This window comes from Deferribacter desulfuricans SSM1, from assembly GCF_000010985.1.
Lineage (GTDB): Bacteria > Chrysiogenota > Deferribacteres > Deferribacterales > Deferribacteraceae > Deferribacter > Deferribacter desulfuricans.
On the sequence record NC_013939.1, the window covers coordinates 1136176 to 1155084 of the forward strand.

The 18909-nt window shown below is 29.2% G+C and carries 17 protein-coding genes; 4 read left to right on the forward strand and 13 right to left on the reverse strand.

From position 1 onward, the window contains the following. Positions 1-88 precede the first annotated feature (88 nt). Together DEFDS_RS05725 and DEFDS_RS05730 are read left to right on the forward strand one after the other, a co-directional pair. Positions 89-1189, forward strand: coding sequence for an aminopeptidase (locus DEFDS_RS05725; RefSeq protein WP_168902625.1), 1101 nt, complete (start codon positions 89-91; stop codon positions 1187-1189). 13 nt (positions 1190-1202) lie between these two features. After that, positions 1203-2288: an iron-containing alcohol dehydrogenase family protein gene (locus tag DEFDS_RS05730; protein ID WP_013007857.1), complete on the forward strand. Its 1086-nt coding sequence runs from the start codon at positions 1203-1205 to the stop codon at positions 2286-2288. Here DEFDS_RS05730 and DEFDS_RS05735 read toward each other — a convergent pair. Then, positions 2242-2838, reverse strand: a complete 597-nt coding sequence (locus DEFDS_RS05735) for a lytic transglycosylase domain-containing protein (protein ID WP_013007858.1) — start codon at positions 2836-2838, stop codon at positions 2242-2244. The two genes, DEFDS_RS05730 and DEFDS_RS05735, sit on opposite strands and share 47 nt — an antisense overlap. Before the next feature lie 86 nt (positions 2839-2924). Here DEFDS_RS05735 and metF point away from each other — a divergent pair, with 86 nt between their 5' ends. Continuing rightward, entirely contained in the window at positions 2925-3788 is an 864-nt protein-coding gene (metF, locus tag DEFDS_RS05740) for a methylenetetrahydrofolate reductase [NAD(P)H] (protein WP_013007859.1), read from the forward strand. After that, positions 3769-4671 carry a radical SAM protein gene (locus DEFDS_RS05745; RefSeq protein ID WP_013007860.1) on the forward strand — a complete coding sequence of 301 codons (903 nt, stop codon included), beginning with the start codon at positions 3769-3771 and terminating at the stop codon, positions 4669-4671. The genes metF and DEFDS_RS05745 overlap by 20 nt, the downstream gene beginning before the upstream one ends. A gap of 5 nt (positions 4672-4676) precedes the next feature. Here DEFDS_RS05745 and DEFDS_RS05750 read toward each other — a convergent pair whose 3' ends face one another. From DEFDS_RS05750 to lysS, 12 genes are all read right to left on the reverse strand, one after another. Next, entirely contained in the window at positions 4677-6503 is a 1827-nt protein-coding gene (locus tag DEFDS_RS05750) for a sulfatase-like hydrolase/transferase (protein WP_013007861.1), read from the reverse strand. A gap of 27 nt (positions 6504-6530) precedes the next feature. Then, positions 6531-7472, reverse strand: coding sequence for a glycosyltransferase family 9 protein (locus DEFDS_RS05755; RefSeq protein ID WP_013007862.1), 942 nt, complete (start codon positions 7470-7472; stop codon positions 6531-6533). Then, positions 7472-8500: a glycosyltransferase family 9 protein gene (locus DEFDS_RS05760; RefSeq protein ID WP_013007863.1), complete on the reverse strand. Its 1029-nt coding sequence runs from the start codon at positions 8498-8500 to the stop codon at positions 7472-7474. Before DEFDS_RS05760 ends, DEFDS_RS05755 begins: the two co-directional genes overlap by 1 nt. Positions 8501-8508: 8 nt before the next feature. Further along, positions 8509-8829: a hypothetical protein gene (locus DEFDS_RS05765; RefSeq protein ID WP_013007864.1), complete on the reverse strand. Its 321-nt coding sequence runs from the start codon at positions 8827-8829 to the stop codon at positions 8509-8511. Between the two features lie 24 nt (positions 8830-8853). After that, positions 8854-9483: a PAQR family membrane homeostasis protein TrhA gene (locus DEFDS_RS05770; RefSeq protein ID WP_013007865.1), complete on the reverse strand. Its 630-nt coding sequence runs from the start codon at positions 9481-9483 to the stop codon at positions 8854-8856. Between the two features lie 4 nt (positions 9484-9487). After that, positions 9488-9760, reverse strand: a complete 273-nt coding sequence (locus DEFDS_RS05775) for a hypothetical protein (protein ID WP_013007866.1) — start codon at positions 9758-9760, stop codon at positions 9488-9490. Next, positions 9757-10701 carry a peptidylprolyl isomerase gene (locus DEFDS_RS05780; protein WP_013007867.1) on the reverse strand — a complete coding sequence of 315 codons (945 nt, stop codon included), beginning with the start codon at positions 10699-10701 and terminating at the stop codon, positions 9757-9759. Before DEFDS_RS05780 ends, DEFDS_RS05775 begins: the two co-directional genes overlap by 4 nt. 249 nt (positions 10702-10950) lie before the next feature. Further along, on the reverse strand, positions 10951-15138 hold the full coding sequence (locus tag DEFDS_RS05785) for a DUF6701 domain-containing protein (protein WP_013007868.1): 4188 nt from the start codon (positions 15136-15138) through the stop codon (positions 10951-10953). Then, positions 15131-15322, reverse strand: coding sequence for a hypothetical protein (locus DEFDS_RS05790; RefSeq protein ID WP_041223647.1), 192 nt, complete (start codon positions 15320-15322; stop codon positions 15131-15133). The genes DEFDS_RS05785 and DEFDS_RS05790 overlap by 8 nt, the downstream gene beginning before the upstream one ends. Before the next feature lie 61 nt (positions 15323-15383). Beyond that, the gene (locus DEFDS_RS05795; protein ID WP_013007869.1) at positions 15384-16511 is read right to left on the reverse strand and encodes an RsmB/NOP family class I SAM-dependent RNA methyltransferase; all 1128 of its coding nucleotides are present in this window, start codon (positions 16509-16511) and stop codon (positions 15384-15386) included. Next, a complete protein-coding gene (locus DEFDS_RS12630) occupies positions 16511-17419 on the reverse strand; it encodes a GGDEF domain-containing protein (protein WP_013007870.1) in 909 nt (302 codons plus the stop codon). The genes DEFDS_RS05795 and DEFDS_RS12630 overlap by 1 nt, the downstream gene beginning before the upstream one ends. Beyond that, positions 17416-18882 (reverse strand): lysine--tRNA ligase, encoded by a 1467-nt coding sequence (lysS, locus tag DEFDS_RS05805; protein ID WP_013007871.1) that lies wholly within the window; start codon positions 18880-18882, stop codon positions 17416-17418. The genes DEFDS_RS12630 and lysS overlap by 4 nt, the downstream gene beginning before the upstream one ends. Positions 18883-18909: the final 27 nt, after the last annotated feature.

Below are 18909 nucleotides of genomic sequence, written 5' to 3' on the forward strand. Positions count from 1 at the left end.
AACTATTTTTATATTAAAAAAAATAATTGCAAATTTCAATAAATAAAATAAGTTAATTAAATCACATAATATACAAGGAGGGAAAATGATGATAACTTATGAAGAAAAATTGGCAAAACTTCTCTGTGATTATAGTTTAAAGGTGAAAAAGGGAGATGTGGTAGAAATAAGAGGGGAGTCTTGTGCCGAACCTTTGATAAGAGCTTGCTATGTATATCTTCTTAAAATAGGTGCTTATCCAATTGTGAAAATGAGTTTTCCTGAGCAGATGTACTATTTTTATAAATATGCAGAAAAAGAGCAGTTAGATTTTATCCCAGAAGTTAGTAAAACAGCTGCAGAAACTATTGATGCTCTAATTGTAATAGATAGTGAAACAAATACCAGACAACTTACAAATGTAGATTCTAAAAAGGTTGCTATTAATAGAAAAGCAACAAGAATACTAAAGGATATTATGTTTGAAAGAGAGGCAAAAGGGGAGTTTAAATGGGTTTTAGCACCTTATCCCACACCAAGTATGGCTCAGGATGCAGAAATGTCCTTTGAAGAGTACAAAGAGTTTGTATTTAATGCCTGCAAATTAAACTATGATGACCCTGTAAAAGAATGGCAAAAGGTCAGCGAATTTCAAGATAAAATAGTAGATCTCCTTACTGGGAAGAAAGAACTTGTTATAAAAGGGTTTAAAACAGAGCTAAAATTAAATGTTGATGGTAGAAAATGGATAAATTGCAATGGTAACCATAATATGCCAGATGGTGAGGTTTTTACAAGTCCTGTTGAAGATAGTGCAGATGGGGTTATCTTTTTTGATGTTCCAACTGCTTTTATGGGTGTAGAGGTTCAAGATATTGAGCTACACTTTGAAAAAGGGAAGGTGGTAAAGGCAACTGCTAAAAAGGGGGAAGAGTTTTTAAATAGAATGCTTGAATCTGATGAAGGAGCAAAATATGTGGGTGAAATTGCTTTTGGTTTGAATGATGATATAGTTAAACCTTCAAAAAATATCCTTTTTGATGAAAAGATTGGTAAAACTATGCATCTTGCAGTAGGTTCTTCTTATCCAGAAGCTGGTGGTAAAAACAAATCTGGGCTTCACTGGGATTTAATAAAAAGGATGAATAATGGGGGTGAAGTTTATGTGGATGGAGAGCTAGTTTATAAAGATGGAAAATTTTTAATCTAAAAAGAGGTGATTAATGAAGGATTTTACATTTTATTCACCAACTAAAGTTTATATGACAGTAAACTTTTATGATGTATTTAAAAAAGAAATTGTAAAATATAACAAAATTGCATTGGTTTGTGGTAAAACTGCTGCTTATAAAACCGGCTTTGTTGATTTTCTAAAAGAAATAAAAGGGGACAATTTGTTTATTTTTGATGAGATAGAAGAGAACCCATCAATAAATACAGTTATAAAAGGTGGAAGATTTGTTAGACAAAATAGATGCGATTTAATTGTTGCTTTTGGTGGTGGGAGTAGTTTAGATGCTGCAAAAGCTATTGCAGCGTTTGCAACAAACAATATGGGATTTTATGAACTTTTAAGCCAAAACGGGTTGCCAAACCCTCCTATACCTATTTTTGCAATTCCAACAACCTGTGGTACTGGGTCTGAAGTAAATCATTACGCCATTATTACTGATTATGAAAAAAATGATAAAATAAATTTTGGTAAAACAGCTAATTTTCCTAAAAAAGCTTTTTTAAATCCTGAATTTCTAGAGACTTTGGATGAAAACCTGATTTTCGCTACAGCATTTGACGCACTGACTCATGCATTTGAAGGGTATTTATCTGTAAAAGCAAACCCTTTTAGTGATTTGTTAGCAAAAGAAGCTATGAACAATATTTGTAATGTCTTAAAAGATAATGATTTGGATAAGGAACATTTAAAATTGCTTTTATATTCCTCAACTATTGCTGGAACAGTAATAATGCATACTGCAACAACACTGTTACATGCAATGGGCTATTACTTAACAAACAACAAAAATATTCATCATGGAACTGCAAACTTTTTATTGTTACCAGTTTATATGAAAATGCTTAGATTTTATAAAGTGGGAAAACTATTATCTATAAATGAAATTGTAGATAATATTGAAGGATTAGTTGAGAAATATACTGAAATATTCAATGTAGATTTGCGCAAATTATTTACAGAAGAAGAATTGAAAAAATTAAGTAAGTATGCAATGGGTAAAAATAATGTGAAAAACACCCTTTTTCAAACTACTGAGGAGAAGCTTTTTGAGTTTTTAGCTGATTATATTCTCTGATGATTTTTTTTACATAATGTTTTGTTTCCCCTATGTTAGGGATGCTGTTATTTACTATTGATGAAGGACCAGCATTGTAAGCTGACAGAGCTAATTCTAATGAATTAAACCTTTTAAGTAAGGTGGATAAATACATTGTTCCTGCTTCTATATTTTGTTCGATATCGAATGGATTTTCAAAACCAAGTGAAAAAAATGTTTTTGGCATTAATTGCATTAGACCCATAGCTCCTGTTTTAGATATTGCAAAAGGGTTATATTTAGATTCTACTTTTATTACGGCATGAATGAGGAGAGGGTCAACCATGTGTTTTTTAGAAACTGACTCAACAGTTTTATTTATTTTATCCATATCTTTGATTTTAGTAGGAATCCCTGAGACAAAAATTATATGTTTTAAAAGAAAATAGCAGCTAATAGTCCTATTCTTGATAAAAAAAGGGTTTATTAAAGCTTTTGGATTAAAAGTGGTTAGAAAACATATAAAATTTAATGTTATAATTGTTAAAATTACTAATCTTAAAAGTCTGATATAAAGTTTATCAAGCATATTTGTTTATTTCATAAAAAGTGGTTGAAGTCAATCCTTATAATCGCTATATATTGCTTCTAAACTTTTTTAAAGGAGGTTTAAATTTGAAAATTTCAAGGATATTGAGTGAAAAAGATTTTGTTATTTCATTTGAGTTTTTCCCACCAAAAAAAGTAGAAAATGAAAAAATCCTTTTTAATACAATCGAAGTTTTAAAAGGTTATAACCCAGATTTTGTTTCAGTGACTTATGGAGCAGGTGGAAGTACAAAAGATAAAACAATAGATTGGACTATTAAAATAAAAGAGCAGTATAATTTAAATGTTATGATGCACTTAACATGTGTTACAAGTAGTAGAGATGATGTTGATGAAATTTTGACTGTCTTACAAGAACATAATATCGATAATATATTAGCCTTGAGAGGGGATATCCCTAAAGATCAAGAAAATATAAAGGCAGATTTTAAATATGCATATCAACTTGTTGAATACATAAAAAATAAAAACTTTTTCTCTATAGGTGTTGCCGGGTATCCAGAAGGGCATATTGAATCAGCATCTCTTGAAAAAGATATCGAGTTTTTAAAAATGAAGGTTGATGCTGGTGCTGATTTTATTATTACTCAATTGTTTTTTGATAACAAATACTTTTTTGACTTTTTAGATAGAGCAGAAAAAATAGGGATAAATGTTCCTATATTACCAGGAATAATGCCAGTTATAAATCTAAATCAGGTAAAACGGTTCACTGAGATGTGTGGTGCCACTGTACCAGATAGTCTAATTAAAAAACTTGAAAATAAAAGTGAAGAAGATATGTTTAAAATTGGTATTGAATATGCAATTAATCAGTGTAAAGAGCTGATTGAAGCAAATGTGAAAGGTTTGCATTTTTATACTTTAAATAAATACAATGCTACAACTAATATCTTGGAGGGTTTGGGATATGTACCTAAATCCTTATGATTTTTTACCTGATTACAGCTATCCACTTTATAGACCACCAAGTGAGGCAAATTCTTTAATTTTTCAGATTACAGAGGGTTGCTCATATAACAAGTGTAGTTTTTGTGGAATGTATATGACAAAAAAGTTTAGAATTAAACCCTTTGAAGAATTTAAAAGAGAAGTGGATAAAATGCCAGAAAGTATAAGGAAAGAGATAAGAAGGATTTTTTTAGCTGATGGTGATGCTGTTATTTACCCCACTGATGGTCTAATAAAAATTTTAGATTATATAAACTTGATGTTTCCAAATCTTGAGCGAATAAGTTCTTATGCTGGACCACAGGCAATTTTAGGTAAAAGTATAGATGAATGGAAAGAGATTTTAAAAAGGAAATTAACCCTTTTATATTTTGGACTGGAAAGTGGCAATAAAGAAGTATTAAAAATCATGAATAAAGGGATGGATCCAGAGGAGATTAAACCTAAAATATTAGAGTTGCAAAAACTTGGGTTTCTGTTTTCTGTAATGATTATTCTTGGAGCAGGGGGAGTGAAGCTTAGTGAGCAACATGCTTTAGATACTGCAAAGTGGATAACTGAAGTAAACCCAAAATATCTCGGTATGTTGACACTGTTTATTAGAAAAAAGAGGGACTACTTTGATAGCTTAGAAACTCCAAAAGTAAGGGATTTAATCAATGAATCGAGAATGATTGTAGAAAATATAAACGGAAAAGGTATTATCTTTAGGTCAAATCATGTATCTAACATGTTTATATTAAAAGGGGTATTGAGTGAAGAGAAAGAAAGATTACTAAATTATCTTGATGAGGTTTATCTATATCTTGCTTCAAAAAATTTGCTTGATACTTATCCAGATTATTACCGAGAAGAATTTTAGAAATTTTAATAAAACTGATTAAATTGATTTATTAGATGAAAAATAAATTTTTTCTTTTCATTGAAGATTTTTTTATCTTTTACCTCTTTATATTCTTTATTATAAAGTGAAATATCAAATGACTTATGTGTTTCATAAGAAAACAGTAATCGATACCCTTCTTTATCAATAATAGCACACCAACTCCAATTACAACTAATTATATAATCTCTATCAATAGGTTTTAACATATTATTTCCAAAAGTGTAACCTTTTTTATCAGCTTTTATCCCTAGTAAATCAAATATTGTAGGGACAAAATCGTAATGAGTTGTAATATAATTCATATCTTTATGTTTCATCCAAGGGATATAAAAAACAAAAGGGACTCTCACTTGATATTCTGTAAAGCTGTTGTTATGGCCAAAATGCCCATTTTCATAAAATTCTTCACCATGATCACCAGTTATTACAATAATTGTATTTTTTAAATCACCTTTTTCTTTTAAGTAATCCAAAATTTCTTTTACCAAAGCATCATCATAATATACTGCATTCATATATGCATTTTTTACCTTCGTTATATTCCTTTTTCCTATAATCAAATAGTTTGTTTCTCCGCTTTTTGTTTTGAAAATATTATATTTTTTAGGGAAAGCTCTTGCATGTGGAGCATCAAAGAAAATAAAAGAAAAATAAGGGGAATTATCGTTATGTAATTCTCTAAATTTTTTAAAACTTTCTACAAGTGCTGATTCCCGTTGAACTCTATCAAACCTTTTACCAAAATCGTCCTCAATGGATTCCGGGATATCAAGAAAAACAGTTTTTCTAAATTCAGGAAATGTTAAGGAAGTAGCAGATAATATTTTAAATTTATACCCCATTTTTTTTAATGTTGATATTAATACTGGTGACTGTCTATTCGCTAAAAAGTCGTGCCACCAATAACCATATAATCCGTAAAAAAGTGAGAAGATACCAAACCTTGTTGAGTTCCCACCAGAATAATGATTTTGAAACACTAAAGAATTCTTTGAAAAATTGTAAATATTTGGAGAATTTCTTGGGTTTAGCATATCAAAACGATAACTATCGATAGCTATAACTAAAATATTGGGCAAAGTGGTTTTATCCACATCAGGAGCCACAATTTCTGTTTGAGGATACTTTAGTGTTGACTTTTTTACTTTAAAGTTAAATTCTCTATTAACATTAAAATGTAGAACCCTTTTTGCAAAACCCCTAATTGTTAACGGCTGATACAAAGGATAAACTTTTGATAGTCTAGTAATATCCCTTTTATTGTAAAGATCACTTATTGCAAAAGTAAGTCTCTCTGAAGCAGTAATTATTATTAACAGCAAAAAAATTAATAGTATTTTTTTACTACTGATGTTTAGTTTCCCTGACTTTTTTATAATTAATAATTCAACAACTAAAAATGCTACAAGAATAAAAATGACAGAAATTAAAGTAGGAGCACCCAAAGATACAGAGTCAAAAAAACCAGGAGTTGTAATCATTGCTACAACCATGCCATTAAAATGAAACCCATAGATTCTATAAATAGCAAAATCAACAAAAATAAATGTTACAACGATAAAACTAAATATAAAAAATAAAGCTTTAGTTATTTTTTTATTGAAAAAAAGAGCAAAAATAGATGTTAATAAAAAAGGTATTAAAGAAAATGTAAAACTACTTGATAGATAAGAGCCTATCAAATAAAACTTAGCTAAAATTGTAGAAGCATTTTTTAGAGATGACAAGAAATAAAATGAGAACAGAAGTGAAATAAATAAAAAATTTAAAAAAGTAGATTTAACTATAAAAATATATTTTTCTTTCATCGGTGGCTATAATATGAAATATTGTTCTTATGTCAATTGTTTTATTTTTTCTAAAAGAATTTCTGGTGTAATAGATTTCATACAGTCAAAATGTTTTTTGGGGCATTTATTTAGACCATGTACATGACAAGGTCTGCATTTTATATCGTTATTTTCAACTATATAGCAATTTTCAAAAATGGGGTAAAAGCCAAACTCTTTGGTTGTAGAGCCAAAAATTGCTAGGGTAGGGGTATTACAAGCTATTCCGATATGCATCGGGCCTGAATCTGTAGTGATTAGCAGTTTTGCTTTTGCTATGACATTTGTAAGCTCTTGTAGTGATGTTTGATTAGTTAAGTTTATTATATTACTGTTTTCTGTAATTTCTAAATGTCCGCTTCCTACTATTACAACCTTATGGTATTTGCTCAAATTTTCAATTAAATAACTAAAATATGGCCACTCTTTTGTTTTTTTGCTTGCAAAAGGGTGTATTACTATATAGTTTTCCTTTTTTATCCCAGTTAAAAGTGTGGGTCTTAAATCTTCGATGGAGTTAATTTTTAATTCAAAAACCTTATTTACGGCATCAAAATATCTTTCTACCACATGTTTATTTAATTGGTTTTTAAATAATCTAAATTTAACAAACAATCTTCTTTTAAAACTGCCCTTTTTGTATTTTGAAATTGTGCTCTGAGTAAAAATTTTCAAAAAGAAAGTTTTTAAATTTGCATGTAAATCGAAAATATAGTCATAATTATTGATATTTTCTTGGATAAAGGTAAGGTAAGGCATTAATCCATTTTTTCTTTTTATTGTTAATATGTTATTAATTCTTTTTTTGAAAATTAGGATATCTTTAAATTGCTCATAGGTTAAAAAATCTATTTCTATTTCTGGATATTGCTTTTTTAATAAATCTATTATTCCTGTAGTTAAAATTATATCTCCAAGTGATGAAAATCTAACAAACAAAACTTTCATCAAATCAACCTCAATATACTTTCTAAAACCGTTTGTGGTTTAGTATCTCTCATACATCTAAAATGTTTTTCTGGGCATTTTTTACCACCATGTAAACCACAAGGTCTGCAATAAAGATTTTCTACTTCTACAACTAACGATTTTTCGTCATACGGGTAAAATCCAAGTGATTTCACAGTTGGGCCGAAAATTGCCACGACAGGCACATCATGTGAAACTGCCATGTGAAGAGGTGCGCTATCATTTGAAACTAATAAGTCTAACGTTTTTATCCAGGTAGATAATTCTAAAAGATTTGTTTTCCCTGAAAGGTCTATGAAATGTTTTTTCACAGATTTTTTAATTTCTTCCACTACAGATACCTCTGATTTTGAACCAAAAACAATTGGGATACAATTATCAGGTAATAAATCGATCAAGTCCGCATAGTATTCAGCAGGCCACATTTTTGTAGGCCAAACACTACCTGGTGCAATACCTATATATTTTTTGTTTGAAAATGTAATTTCTAAAAACTTTTTTATGTTGTTAAATATCTTTATTGAGTAAGAAATTTCAGGCTTTCCTGCGATTGTTTTAATTTCTTTAAGAGAAAAATTATTTACAACTGGTTGCAAAAGCATTAAGTTTCTTTCCACTTCATGTAAAGACATATCCCTATGAACAGTCGAAGTATATAAAAAACTTAATGCTGCTTCTTTAAAACCTACAGATTGTTTTGCTTTTATCAAATAGCAGGTAAGGGTGCTTCTCAAAGATTTGTGAGCAGAAATAAGTAAATCTATTTTTGTTTCACCGTTTATTTTTTTTACAAACGATTTTACCCCTTTTAGACCTCTTTCTAGTCCTCTTTTGTCAAAAGTAATTACATTGTCTATAAAGTTGAGATTAACAAACAGTTGTCTTGATTCAGGCCTTACACAAAAAAAAATCCTACTGTCAGGATAAAGCTTTTTTAAAGCTTTGCACAGAGGGGTAGTGAGTATTGAATCACCAATAAAAGAAGGATTAAAAACTAAAATATTCATTTAATTTTTTAGAAAGTTAAGACTTGATAACCTTCTTTCAATAAGTTTGAGATATATTCTCCCACATAAATTACTTTAGCACCTTTTGACTCTAAATCTTTTGTAATATTCATTTCTTCTGCTACAAACTTGCAGTAAACAGTTTCAACATTATCTTGTATTTTGCTAAAAAGCTCTTCATCTTCAAGCATCAGTTTTTCAGCTTCACCAAATACTACGAATTTTACATCGTCTACCCAGCCATACTTTTTAGCATTTGTTCCGTATAAAATTCCTGGATTAAGTTTTTCTTTTTCTCCTGATGCTAGCCATATTAAAATCTTTGCCATAATAGCCTCCTAATATGTGTTTTATTATACTAGATTTAACATAAAAAGAAAGTGCATAAAACTGCCTAATAGTACAAATATATGAAAAATCTCATGAAAACCTATGAATTTAAAAAAATTAGGTTTTTTTGTGGCATAAATAAGTGCTCCAATTGTATAAAATATTCCTCCATATACCAGCAACATAAAATGATTAAACTCAAGAGCCCTATAAAGTGGTTTTATCGCAAATATTGCAATCCAACCCATTATTACATACAGCAGTGTTGAAAAATATCTAGGAAGCTCTTTAAATTTAAATTCTAATAAAAAACCAACAAAGGCAATAGCCCAGATTGAAAATAGCATTAACCATTTTAATTTTCCTCCTAAAACTAAGATGGTAACAGGTGTATAAGTAGAAGCTATAAATACATAAATCATTACATGATCAAGTTTCCTCAATTTAAATATAACTTTTTCATCACCATAATAAGCGTGATAAATAGCACTTGAAGTAAAACTTGCAAACATACCTAATACATAGATTGTAAAAGAGATATATTGAGATATTGTGGTACTTTTAGACATTAAAATATAAAATGCAAAAAAACTAAATATTGTACCGATAAAATGTGTAAAACTGTTTATTGGATCTCTAATCTTTGCAGTCATATTACTATTTAGAGTAATTTTCTACTAAATAGTTTAAAATGTTTTTATACTCATTTGTACTTAAATTAGCACCGTTTGCTTGCATTTTATCTAAAATTGCTATCCATTCAAGCCTTGATAGTCGTTTATCTTTTACTATTTCGTAAGTGTGGTGACATCTTGAACATTTAGTTTTAACCAATTCTTCTGTTGTCAAATTTTTTTTATTAAAAGATATAAAATAAGCGGCAATAAAAAGTATTGCCGCTAAAATTAATAAATTTTTTCTTTGTTTCATAAATACCTTTCGATTTTATCCTGTTTTTTCCAATTTTCTATATTACTTTTAATCATGGTTTCCAATTTCTGATCACTCAAAATTTTAGTTATTTGATCTTTAACCTCATCATAAGATAGTTTTTTCCCTTTTTTCTTATCGACAACCTTTAATATGTGGTAACCAAATTGGGATTTAAAAGGTTTACTAATTTTACCCACTTCAGTTTCAAAAGCAACTTTTTCAAATTCTGGTACAACCTTACCTCTAGTAATATAACCGAGATCACCGCCCATTTTTGCAGAACCATCTTCAGAGTACTTTTTAGCTAAATCTTCAAAGTTTACACCTTTTTTAAGTTCACTATAAATTTTATCGATAAGTTTTTTTGCTTCTTCATCACTTCTTTTATCGCCAGTTAACAACACAATATGTTTAACATGTACACTATCTTTAATCACAAATTTATCTTTATTTTTATTATAAAAATCTTTTTTCTCTTGTTCACTTACAGTGATTTTAGATTTATATGAATCAAGCTGTTTTTTTACTAAAATATTCTTTTTTATTTTTTCTTTTAATTCAGTTTCCGTTAGGTTGTTTTTTTGTAAAGCATCTTTATACTCTTTATCAGTTTTAAACCCTGATTTGAGTTCATCTAGTTTTTTATTAACATCATTTTCAATACCTTTGTAAGTAAATGTTTTAGAATGCTGAGCTAAAACTTCTCTATCAATAAGTTGTTCCAATATCTTTTTCTTAATTTCAACTAACTGAGGATTGTTAAAATCCACGCTACTTGGTGCTATTCCATTTTTCAATAAAAGCTCTGCAATAACAGTATTTACTTCTGACTCATAAATTGCCTTTCCATTGACTTTTGCTGCAACCTTCTCTTCTGCAAAAGCAAAAGAAACAATAAAGATTGCCAATAAAAATCCTAAAATGATACTTCTTTTCATAACATGTTCTCCTTTTTCACATTAAAAATTAGCAAAATACATTGCTGTTTAAACTTTGATATAATTACACCTGAAAAGTTTTAAATCAAGCTAAATTTTTTCAAAACAAAAGAATTTTGCGTAATAAAAGCAATCTATATTTAAATAAAAAATAAGCATACTATTTTACTATACTTGCAACAAATAATAGATTTACTTTAAAATTTAAACTTTGAACGTTGAACATAGAACTTAGAACTTCGTAACTTATTACTGTGGTGGTATTTCCTGCCAATCTATTATTATATCTCTACCTCTATAAATACCAAATGTTGCTGTACCACAAGATTCGTTATCATTCAAATAGTTATAAATAATAGATGAAGTATCAATGCAAATATCAACAGTTCCATAATTATTCTCACCAGGTGTAGTTAAGTGTAAGCTACCTTTACCTTCACTTATGCCAGTTACATTGTCTATTAAAGAGTTTCCGCTATTTAATTTGTCGGTGTAATTGTCCAATTTAAAATCATTAATACTTAAACTGTAGTGTGAATCATCAGTATTTAATACCCAATATTTCCCATCCCAATACTGGGTTTCTATATCTAATTCTAAATCTTCGGTTTCTGGGCCATAATTATCATAAATTTTTAATCTGCCGTATCTCATTTCACTACCAGTCACAGAAATATTGTCTGGGAGGTTTATGCCAGATACGCTATCATTATCTATAATGCTATTTATTTTAAAAGTAAGTTGAGGAATAAATGGTGCAACCTTAGAATTATTATCTCTTATATAAGTAATATTATCATCTCCAAAGGTATAAGTTGCTGAACCATCGTTATTAATGGTAAATGTAGCAATTGCTCTATTAATATTTACTGATAGTAGATTACCATCATTGCCAGTAGTTTTATCATCAGTTGTAGGATCGATTATACTTATTCCACCAATATCTAATTTAAAAAAATCACCACTATAATTTTTAGTTGTTTGATTGTCTTTATTTTGTGCTTCAATAATAAATTCTGGTTTAGTCAAGTAAGTTACCGTTTGTCCAGTATATATAAAGTTTCCATTATCATTTAAAACACCATTGGTTTTTGATTTAATAATAAAGTGATCTGGTATAAATCTACCTATGTTTGCACTTGTGCCAGTAATACTACCTGCACCGAGAAAATCATTGTCAGTGACAGTAAATTTAATTATTCCTACTTCACTAAAAGTTTGATTAGCAATTGAAGTTATTCCATTTGTAAAATCAAGAGATGTAACACCAATTGTTCCATTATTACCACCAGAAGGTGCAACTAATGTATGAGTTACAGGTATATTATTTTCTTGATAATTCTTAGTTACAGGGTTATCTGATAAATCTGTATCAGTATCACTTTGCCAACCTACCGCTTTCACAGTTAAATTGAAATTTTCACCTGCTTTTTTGAATACTGTACTATTTGCACCATTATCAGCTTGCCAGTTATTATCAGTAGTATAAACATAAAAACCAAATGGCTTAAAAACCGCTGTATCAGAGCCAACAGCATAAACAGTTCCATTATCATAAGTAGCTGTAAAACTTAATTTACCAGCCTCTTTGTAAACAACATTAAAAATGGCTGCCCCATTGTTATCAAAATTAAGTGTGATGTTATTAGGAAGTGTAATATTATCTATTTCAGGGGCAGTATTTGTTGGATTTGCACTCAAATTATCAAATGTAAAATTAATATCAAGGCTTGTATTTTGAAAAGCAGGCACACAGGCTTGGGTTTGGTCATCTTTACGCACAGCCTTAATTGTCACATCTTGAGGTTTATAGGAATATGTATTTTTAATATCAAAAATAAACCCTGAATCGTAGAAAGTTATATCGCAAGAATCTAAACCTGTTGTAGTATTGTAGCATTTATAACCATTTGTTGCTATAGGATTCATATTTGTCAAAGAAAGAGTAATTGTCCCTGCATCATGATGGATTACATCAGCTTTTGTTTCCCCTGTAAAAGAATAGTTTTGTGGTGTAGAATTGTAATTAAGTGTTACATCTGTAGTTGAAGTATATTCAGTACAAGAAGTTGCATTGTCTGTACATGCTTTTATTGTCACTTTTTCTGGTTGACATGTAAGTCCGACCCCATCATGCTCAATTAGATAATGATCTAAGATAATTTCTCTTTTTACGAAATTATCACTAAATACAAAAATACTACCTGATTCTTTAATATGGGAGCGTTCAGAGTCATGATCTTTGTCTTCATCCACAACAAAACCAACTTTATTTTTATCCAGCGAGCATATTCTAAACCATCCTCCATCATCTTCCTTTCTGCTATTCTTCCATCCAGCTATTAAAGGCGTTTTAGAATAATTATTTTTGAAGCTTACTGTATTACAGTTATTACTCCATCCTTCAAAATATGGTTGTGTTTTAATAGTTTCATATAGAATTGTGTTATTATCATCATCTACAAAAGAGTCCTGAATATTTCCTTCCGAAACCATGTATGCTACAGTTTCATCTTTGTTAATTAATCCATCATTTGTTTCACTCATGTCTAATGCTAAATTAAAAGAGTTGGAAGTGATATTGTCAATGACTGCTGTTGACCAAGGAATTAATGCTTTATATGGTGGTTGTTTTTGAGGATCAGAACTATTTAAGTTGTTTAATGTTTGTATATTAGCAACAACAGCAGGATCACAAAAGTTTACTTTAGTAGTAACTTTTTCCCACCCGATTATACTTCCATTTGGTGTATATTTCCCTTGAACTTTTTTAGTATTTATTTCACCAACTTCTATATATTGATTACCTAACTTATGAACACCTTTGTTTATTGCTAAATAGCTAAGTGATTGGGAAATATGTGGGCCATCATACCCTGGGGGTTCTACAATTGTTATATCAAAACCTGTTTTGGTTATGTTTTTCATTCTAGCGCTTGCGGCATGACCTCCAGTTTTATCTATAACGACAAAGACAGCTGGTGGTTCTCTAAAAGGTTTTTGAAATGTTATATGATCCCAAGTTTTATTATTATATGTGTTAGTCGTTGTAAATCTACCCCCTTCAAATTCAATTGGTGTTACAATTCCATCATATTCAGGAGTACAGGTACAATTTATAGGTTCTCTTTCCGTTCCATCCCAATTTTTTCCAGCTTTTTCATTGTTATAAATTGCTTCAATTTGATTTTGAGTTAATAAGCTGTCAAAAATTTTAAATTCATCCATATAGTTTCCGATCGTTTCATCTTTAGTAAAGTCAGTTGAGCTACCAATAATTGATAAAGCTCCATATGTTGCAATATTAACACTATATTCTTGTGAATTTCCGTCAATGTATAATTTTGTTTTATCGTTTTCTACTTTTATAGCAAAAAAATGCCAGCCATCGCTTAAAGAAGGTAAATCAATTTCTTTTACATTACCATTATTATCATAAACGGCAAATCTATAATTCCCATTATTATCTTTCATAAAAAAACCTATATCTCCAGTACCTTCAACACTCCCAATGATATAAACTTTATATCCTTGATAAGTATATTGACTTTGGCTTCCTATCAATGGGAATTTTAACCAAAATGTAGTTGTATAATTTGCAGGAAGTTGAAAGGGCTCATCAATTGTAATGTATTTTCCATTGAAGTTTGCAACTCGGTAAATTCCTCCACCTGCAGTTATATTATCTATAACATTTGCATTATTTTGTGCAGTGGCATTATGGTTATTTCCACTACTATCTTTTACTTCACCAGGTGTTCCATCCCAGCTACATTCATCAAAGTAGTAGTCAGCAATTGGTTTTGGTAAGACTATAATATCATTTATTGCTGCATAACCAAAATTACATTTAGATTTCGAACCACTAGATACATTTTGAGGTCCTGAACAGTTAAGTGAATTATTTTTATTCTGTTGGTACACTACAGTATACGGAACATCTAATGAACCATCTCCATCATTGTCTATACAACTTACAATGACATTATTTACTTTTACAGTAGAATTGCCGTTTTTTTCAAAATCACTACAGCTATCATGATCCACATCAATCCATGAGTCAAATATTCTTTGATTACTATCAAATGTTGCAACCGAGCATTGACCAGTTTGCAATCTAGGGTCATTATTATTTTCTCCTACAAAAAAACCAATATCATACCTTTCAGCTTTATTATCTTTTAGTGTTAATATTATATCAATTGATAATGATTGTCCTTCTACACAAGTAGTAGATTTTCCAGTTGTCAATATATCAACAATAGTTGTAAATTCACCAGCATTACAATTCAAATCTTGGTTAGTTCTTGAACCAGCACAAGTAAGATTATTAGCTGCAGTTACTTCGTAATCATATGAAAAAACATTGTTTAAGTTATAAATAAGCGAAAAAAGTACTATTAAAATCAATTTGAGTATAGGAATATTTCTATTCATTAAAACTCCAAATAAGTAGTTTTATTTTATATTTTTTGAAATTTGAATTTTTTTTTACTTCTTGAGAATTAATAAGTAGAAATGAATTAAAATAACACTTAATTTCTTCAATTAAATCAAAATTAGATATTTTCATAGAGTTTTGATATTTTAAATATTTAATTATTTTTGTTAACAAACTCATAGGTTCTCCAAAAACTGTTGTGATATTCACATTTTACAATTTATTTTAAATTATTTCAAGGCTAATGAGTTTTTTGGAAAACTGCTCCGAAAAATGAGTCCATACCGTTTATTTTTGGTGAAGTCTTGAAAAATTGATTATGAATAAATGTGTTAAAATGATTGTCAGTTAAAATATTGGATATATTTATTAACTTAATGTTTTTATGATTTTCCAAAAAGTATTCCACCTGTTTTTCATTTTCTTCTTTTAGAAAACTACAGGTTACATAAATTATGTATCCTCCATTTTTTGCCGATTCAACAGCTTTGTTAAAAATAGTTCTTTGAAGATTTAAAACCTTTTTTAATGACCTTGGTGTGGTTCTGATATTTAAATCTACATCTCTTCTTAAAGTTCCCAAGCCAGAGCAGGGCGCATCTATTAATACTGCATCATAAAAGTTTGTTTTTGGCTTTTTGATAATTTTTATTTTTGCATCAGCAATTTTACTTCTTTTAGCTAATTTTTGTAATCTATTTTTATCTATATCAAAAGCTTCAATGTTTATAGAGTTGTAAAAATGAGAAGCAATTGCCAGAGACTTTCCACCTGTACCAGCACAAATATCTAAAATATTATTACCTGGTATTATCGGTAAAAGAAATGTGATGAGTTGGCTTGCTTCATCCTGAATTTCGAAAAAACCTTTTTTAAATTTTTCCATAACTCTGACATTGATATGACTATCTACAGTTAAACCATATGGTGAAAATTGTGTCGTAATTGTCTTATATTTTTTAAATTTGTTCTCGAATTCTATTAAAAGTTTTTCTCTGGTGGTTTTTATCATGTTTGCCCTGATTGTAAGAGGTGCACGCTCTAAGAAAAGTGAAAAATCATCAATTGGTATGCTGTCTAAAATAAGTTTTGATATTTCTTCATTAAATCCAAGAATATTTACAAATGAACTTTCATCTAAGATTAAATTGTTTTTAATCTCATCAAGCTGCTCTTTAGTTATTTTAAAGTCATGGTTTTTAACAAAACCGATAAATCTTATACAATCGTATATAAAATCTAAAATTTCTTTTCTCTGTTTTGAGTTTATATTGAGATTTCTTATAAATTTATCAACAGCAATACGAGCTACTAATTTTTCATGATAAATCTTTTTTAAAAGCTCTGAAATTTGTTCTGAAAAATTCATTATTCAACAAAGGTAAATCTATTCCTACCAGAATTTTTACTCATATAAAGTCCAATATCTGCATTTGCTAACATTTCTTTTGCTGATTTATATTTGTCATTATATTCAGTAAAACCAGCGCTAAAGGTTATTTTTATTTTGTAATCTTCAAATTCAAAAATATGATTTGTTACTACATCTTTGATTTTTTCTAATACTTTTTCTGTACAAGTTTTATCACAATCTGGAATTATTATTCCAAACTCTTCCCCACCATATCTTGCCACAATATCTGTTTTCCTCGTGTTTTCTTTGAGTATTTTTGCAAAATCTTTTAAAACTTTGTCTCCTGCAAGATGTCCATATGTATCATTTACTTTTTTGAAAAAATCTATATCAAGAATCGCAACATTAAAAATTTTATTAGTCTTTTTGGCTAAGGTAAAATACTCACGTAATTTTTTTTGAAAAAAAGAATGATTGTATAGGTTTGTTAAATTATCTTTATTTACAAGATCTTCCATTTTTTCTTTTTCTTCAAGGACATATGTAGATGCGAATGCAAGGTCAAAAACATTATCATAAATCTCATTTATTTTTTTATTTTTATTTTTTAGCATATTTAGAATAGAATTCATAAATAACTTTGAATCATCTAAATAAAAAAACTTTTCGTGGACTAATACAACCTTCTGTGCCATCATTTCTTTTATCTCTTTATCTATGAAATCATCATCATAAATAACAAAGATATCATTATCATGCCTTAATAAAGTAGAAAATAAACCACTTTGTTTTATACTCACAAATATTATACTATCTTTTATATTTAAAAGGTTATCAACTTCCGCAATAATTTTACATCCTATATCAGATAAAAATTTTTCACATTTATTATTTAGTCCATCATTATACGCATAAAAGCTCATATATCTTCTGGTCTCATATGTGGAAAGAGAATAACTTCTCTAATAGAATTTTTATTTGTGAACAACATAACAAGCCTATCCACTCCTAAACCCTGTCCAGCTGTAGGAGGTAAGCCATACTCAAGGGCTCTAATATAATCATGATCCATCATATGAGCTTCTTCATCACCAGCTTCTTTTGCTTCTACCTGCTTTTCAAACCGCTCTTTTTGATCTATTGGATCATTTAGCTCGTTAAATCCGTTTGCAACTTCCATGCCTGCAATAAACAATTCAAATCTTTCTGTAACATCTGGATTATCAAATTTTGATTTTGCAAGAGGTGAAACCTCTTTTGGGTAATCAATTATGAAAGTAGGTTGAATTAATTTGTGTTCTACAGTTTTTTCAAAAATTTCTAATACAATTTTGCCTCTACCCCAGTTTTTTTCAAGCTTAATTTCAAGATTTTTTGCTACTTGTTTAGCACTATCAAAATCTTTTAAATCATCTTTTTTAATATCTGTATATTTTTCAATAGAATCTTCTAAAGTCAGCTTATCCCATGGTGGTGTTAAATCAATTTCGTATTCTCCAAAAGTGATGGTTGTTTTACCGAGAACATCTTTTGCAATTGTATAAAGCATATTTTCGGTAAAAGCCATCTGATCATAATAATCAGCATAGGCCATATACCATTCTACCATAGTAAATTCTGGATTATGTTTTGTAGAAATACCCTCATTTCTAAAATTTCTGTTTATTTCAAAAACCCTTTCTAGACCACCAATTACAAGCCTTTTAAGATACAATTCAGGAGCTATTCTTAAGTAAAGGGTCATATCCAATGCATTGTGATGAGTGATAAAAGGTCTTGCAGTAGCTCCACCAGCTATAGGCTGCATCATAGGTGTTTCTACTTCAATAAACTCATTTTCAATAAAAAACTGTCTCATCCTCTGGATTATTTTACTCCTTAAAATAAAAAGTTCTCTAATTTCATCATTTACTATTAAATCAACATATCTTTGTCTGTATCTCTTTTCTACATCTTTTAAACCATGCCATTTTTCAGGCAGGTCTCTCAAAGCCTTTGTAAGTATTTTATAGGTTTCGGCCAAAACAGTGAGCTCACCTGTCTTGGTTTTAAAGAGATATCCTGAAACTCCAATAAAATCTCCTATATCTGTTTTTTTGAAAATTTCATATTCCTGTTCACTTAACTCTTTTTTTGCAATATAAACTTGGATACTTCCACTTCTGTCTTTTATATTTAGAAACGCTGCCTTCCCAAACTCTCTAATTGCCATTACACGTCCAGCAACAGTAACTCTATATTTTTTATCCAAAAGCTCAGCAGAAGATGTGTTTATATATGCCTTTTTTATATCAGAAATTTTATTAGTAACTTTAAAAGAGCTGATGTATGGGTTTATCCCCATCTGTTTTAACTCATTTAATTTTTCAAAACGATGATTGTCCATTTACTACCCCTTTTTGTTTTTTTCTTT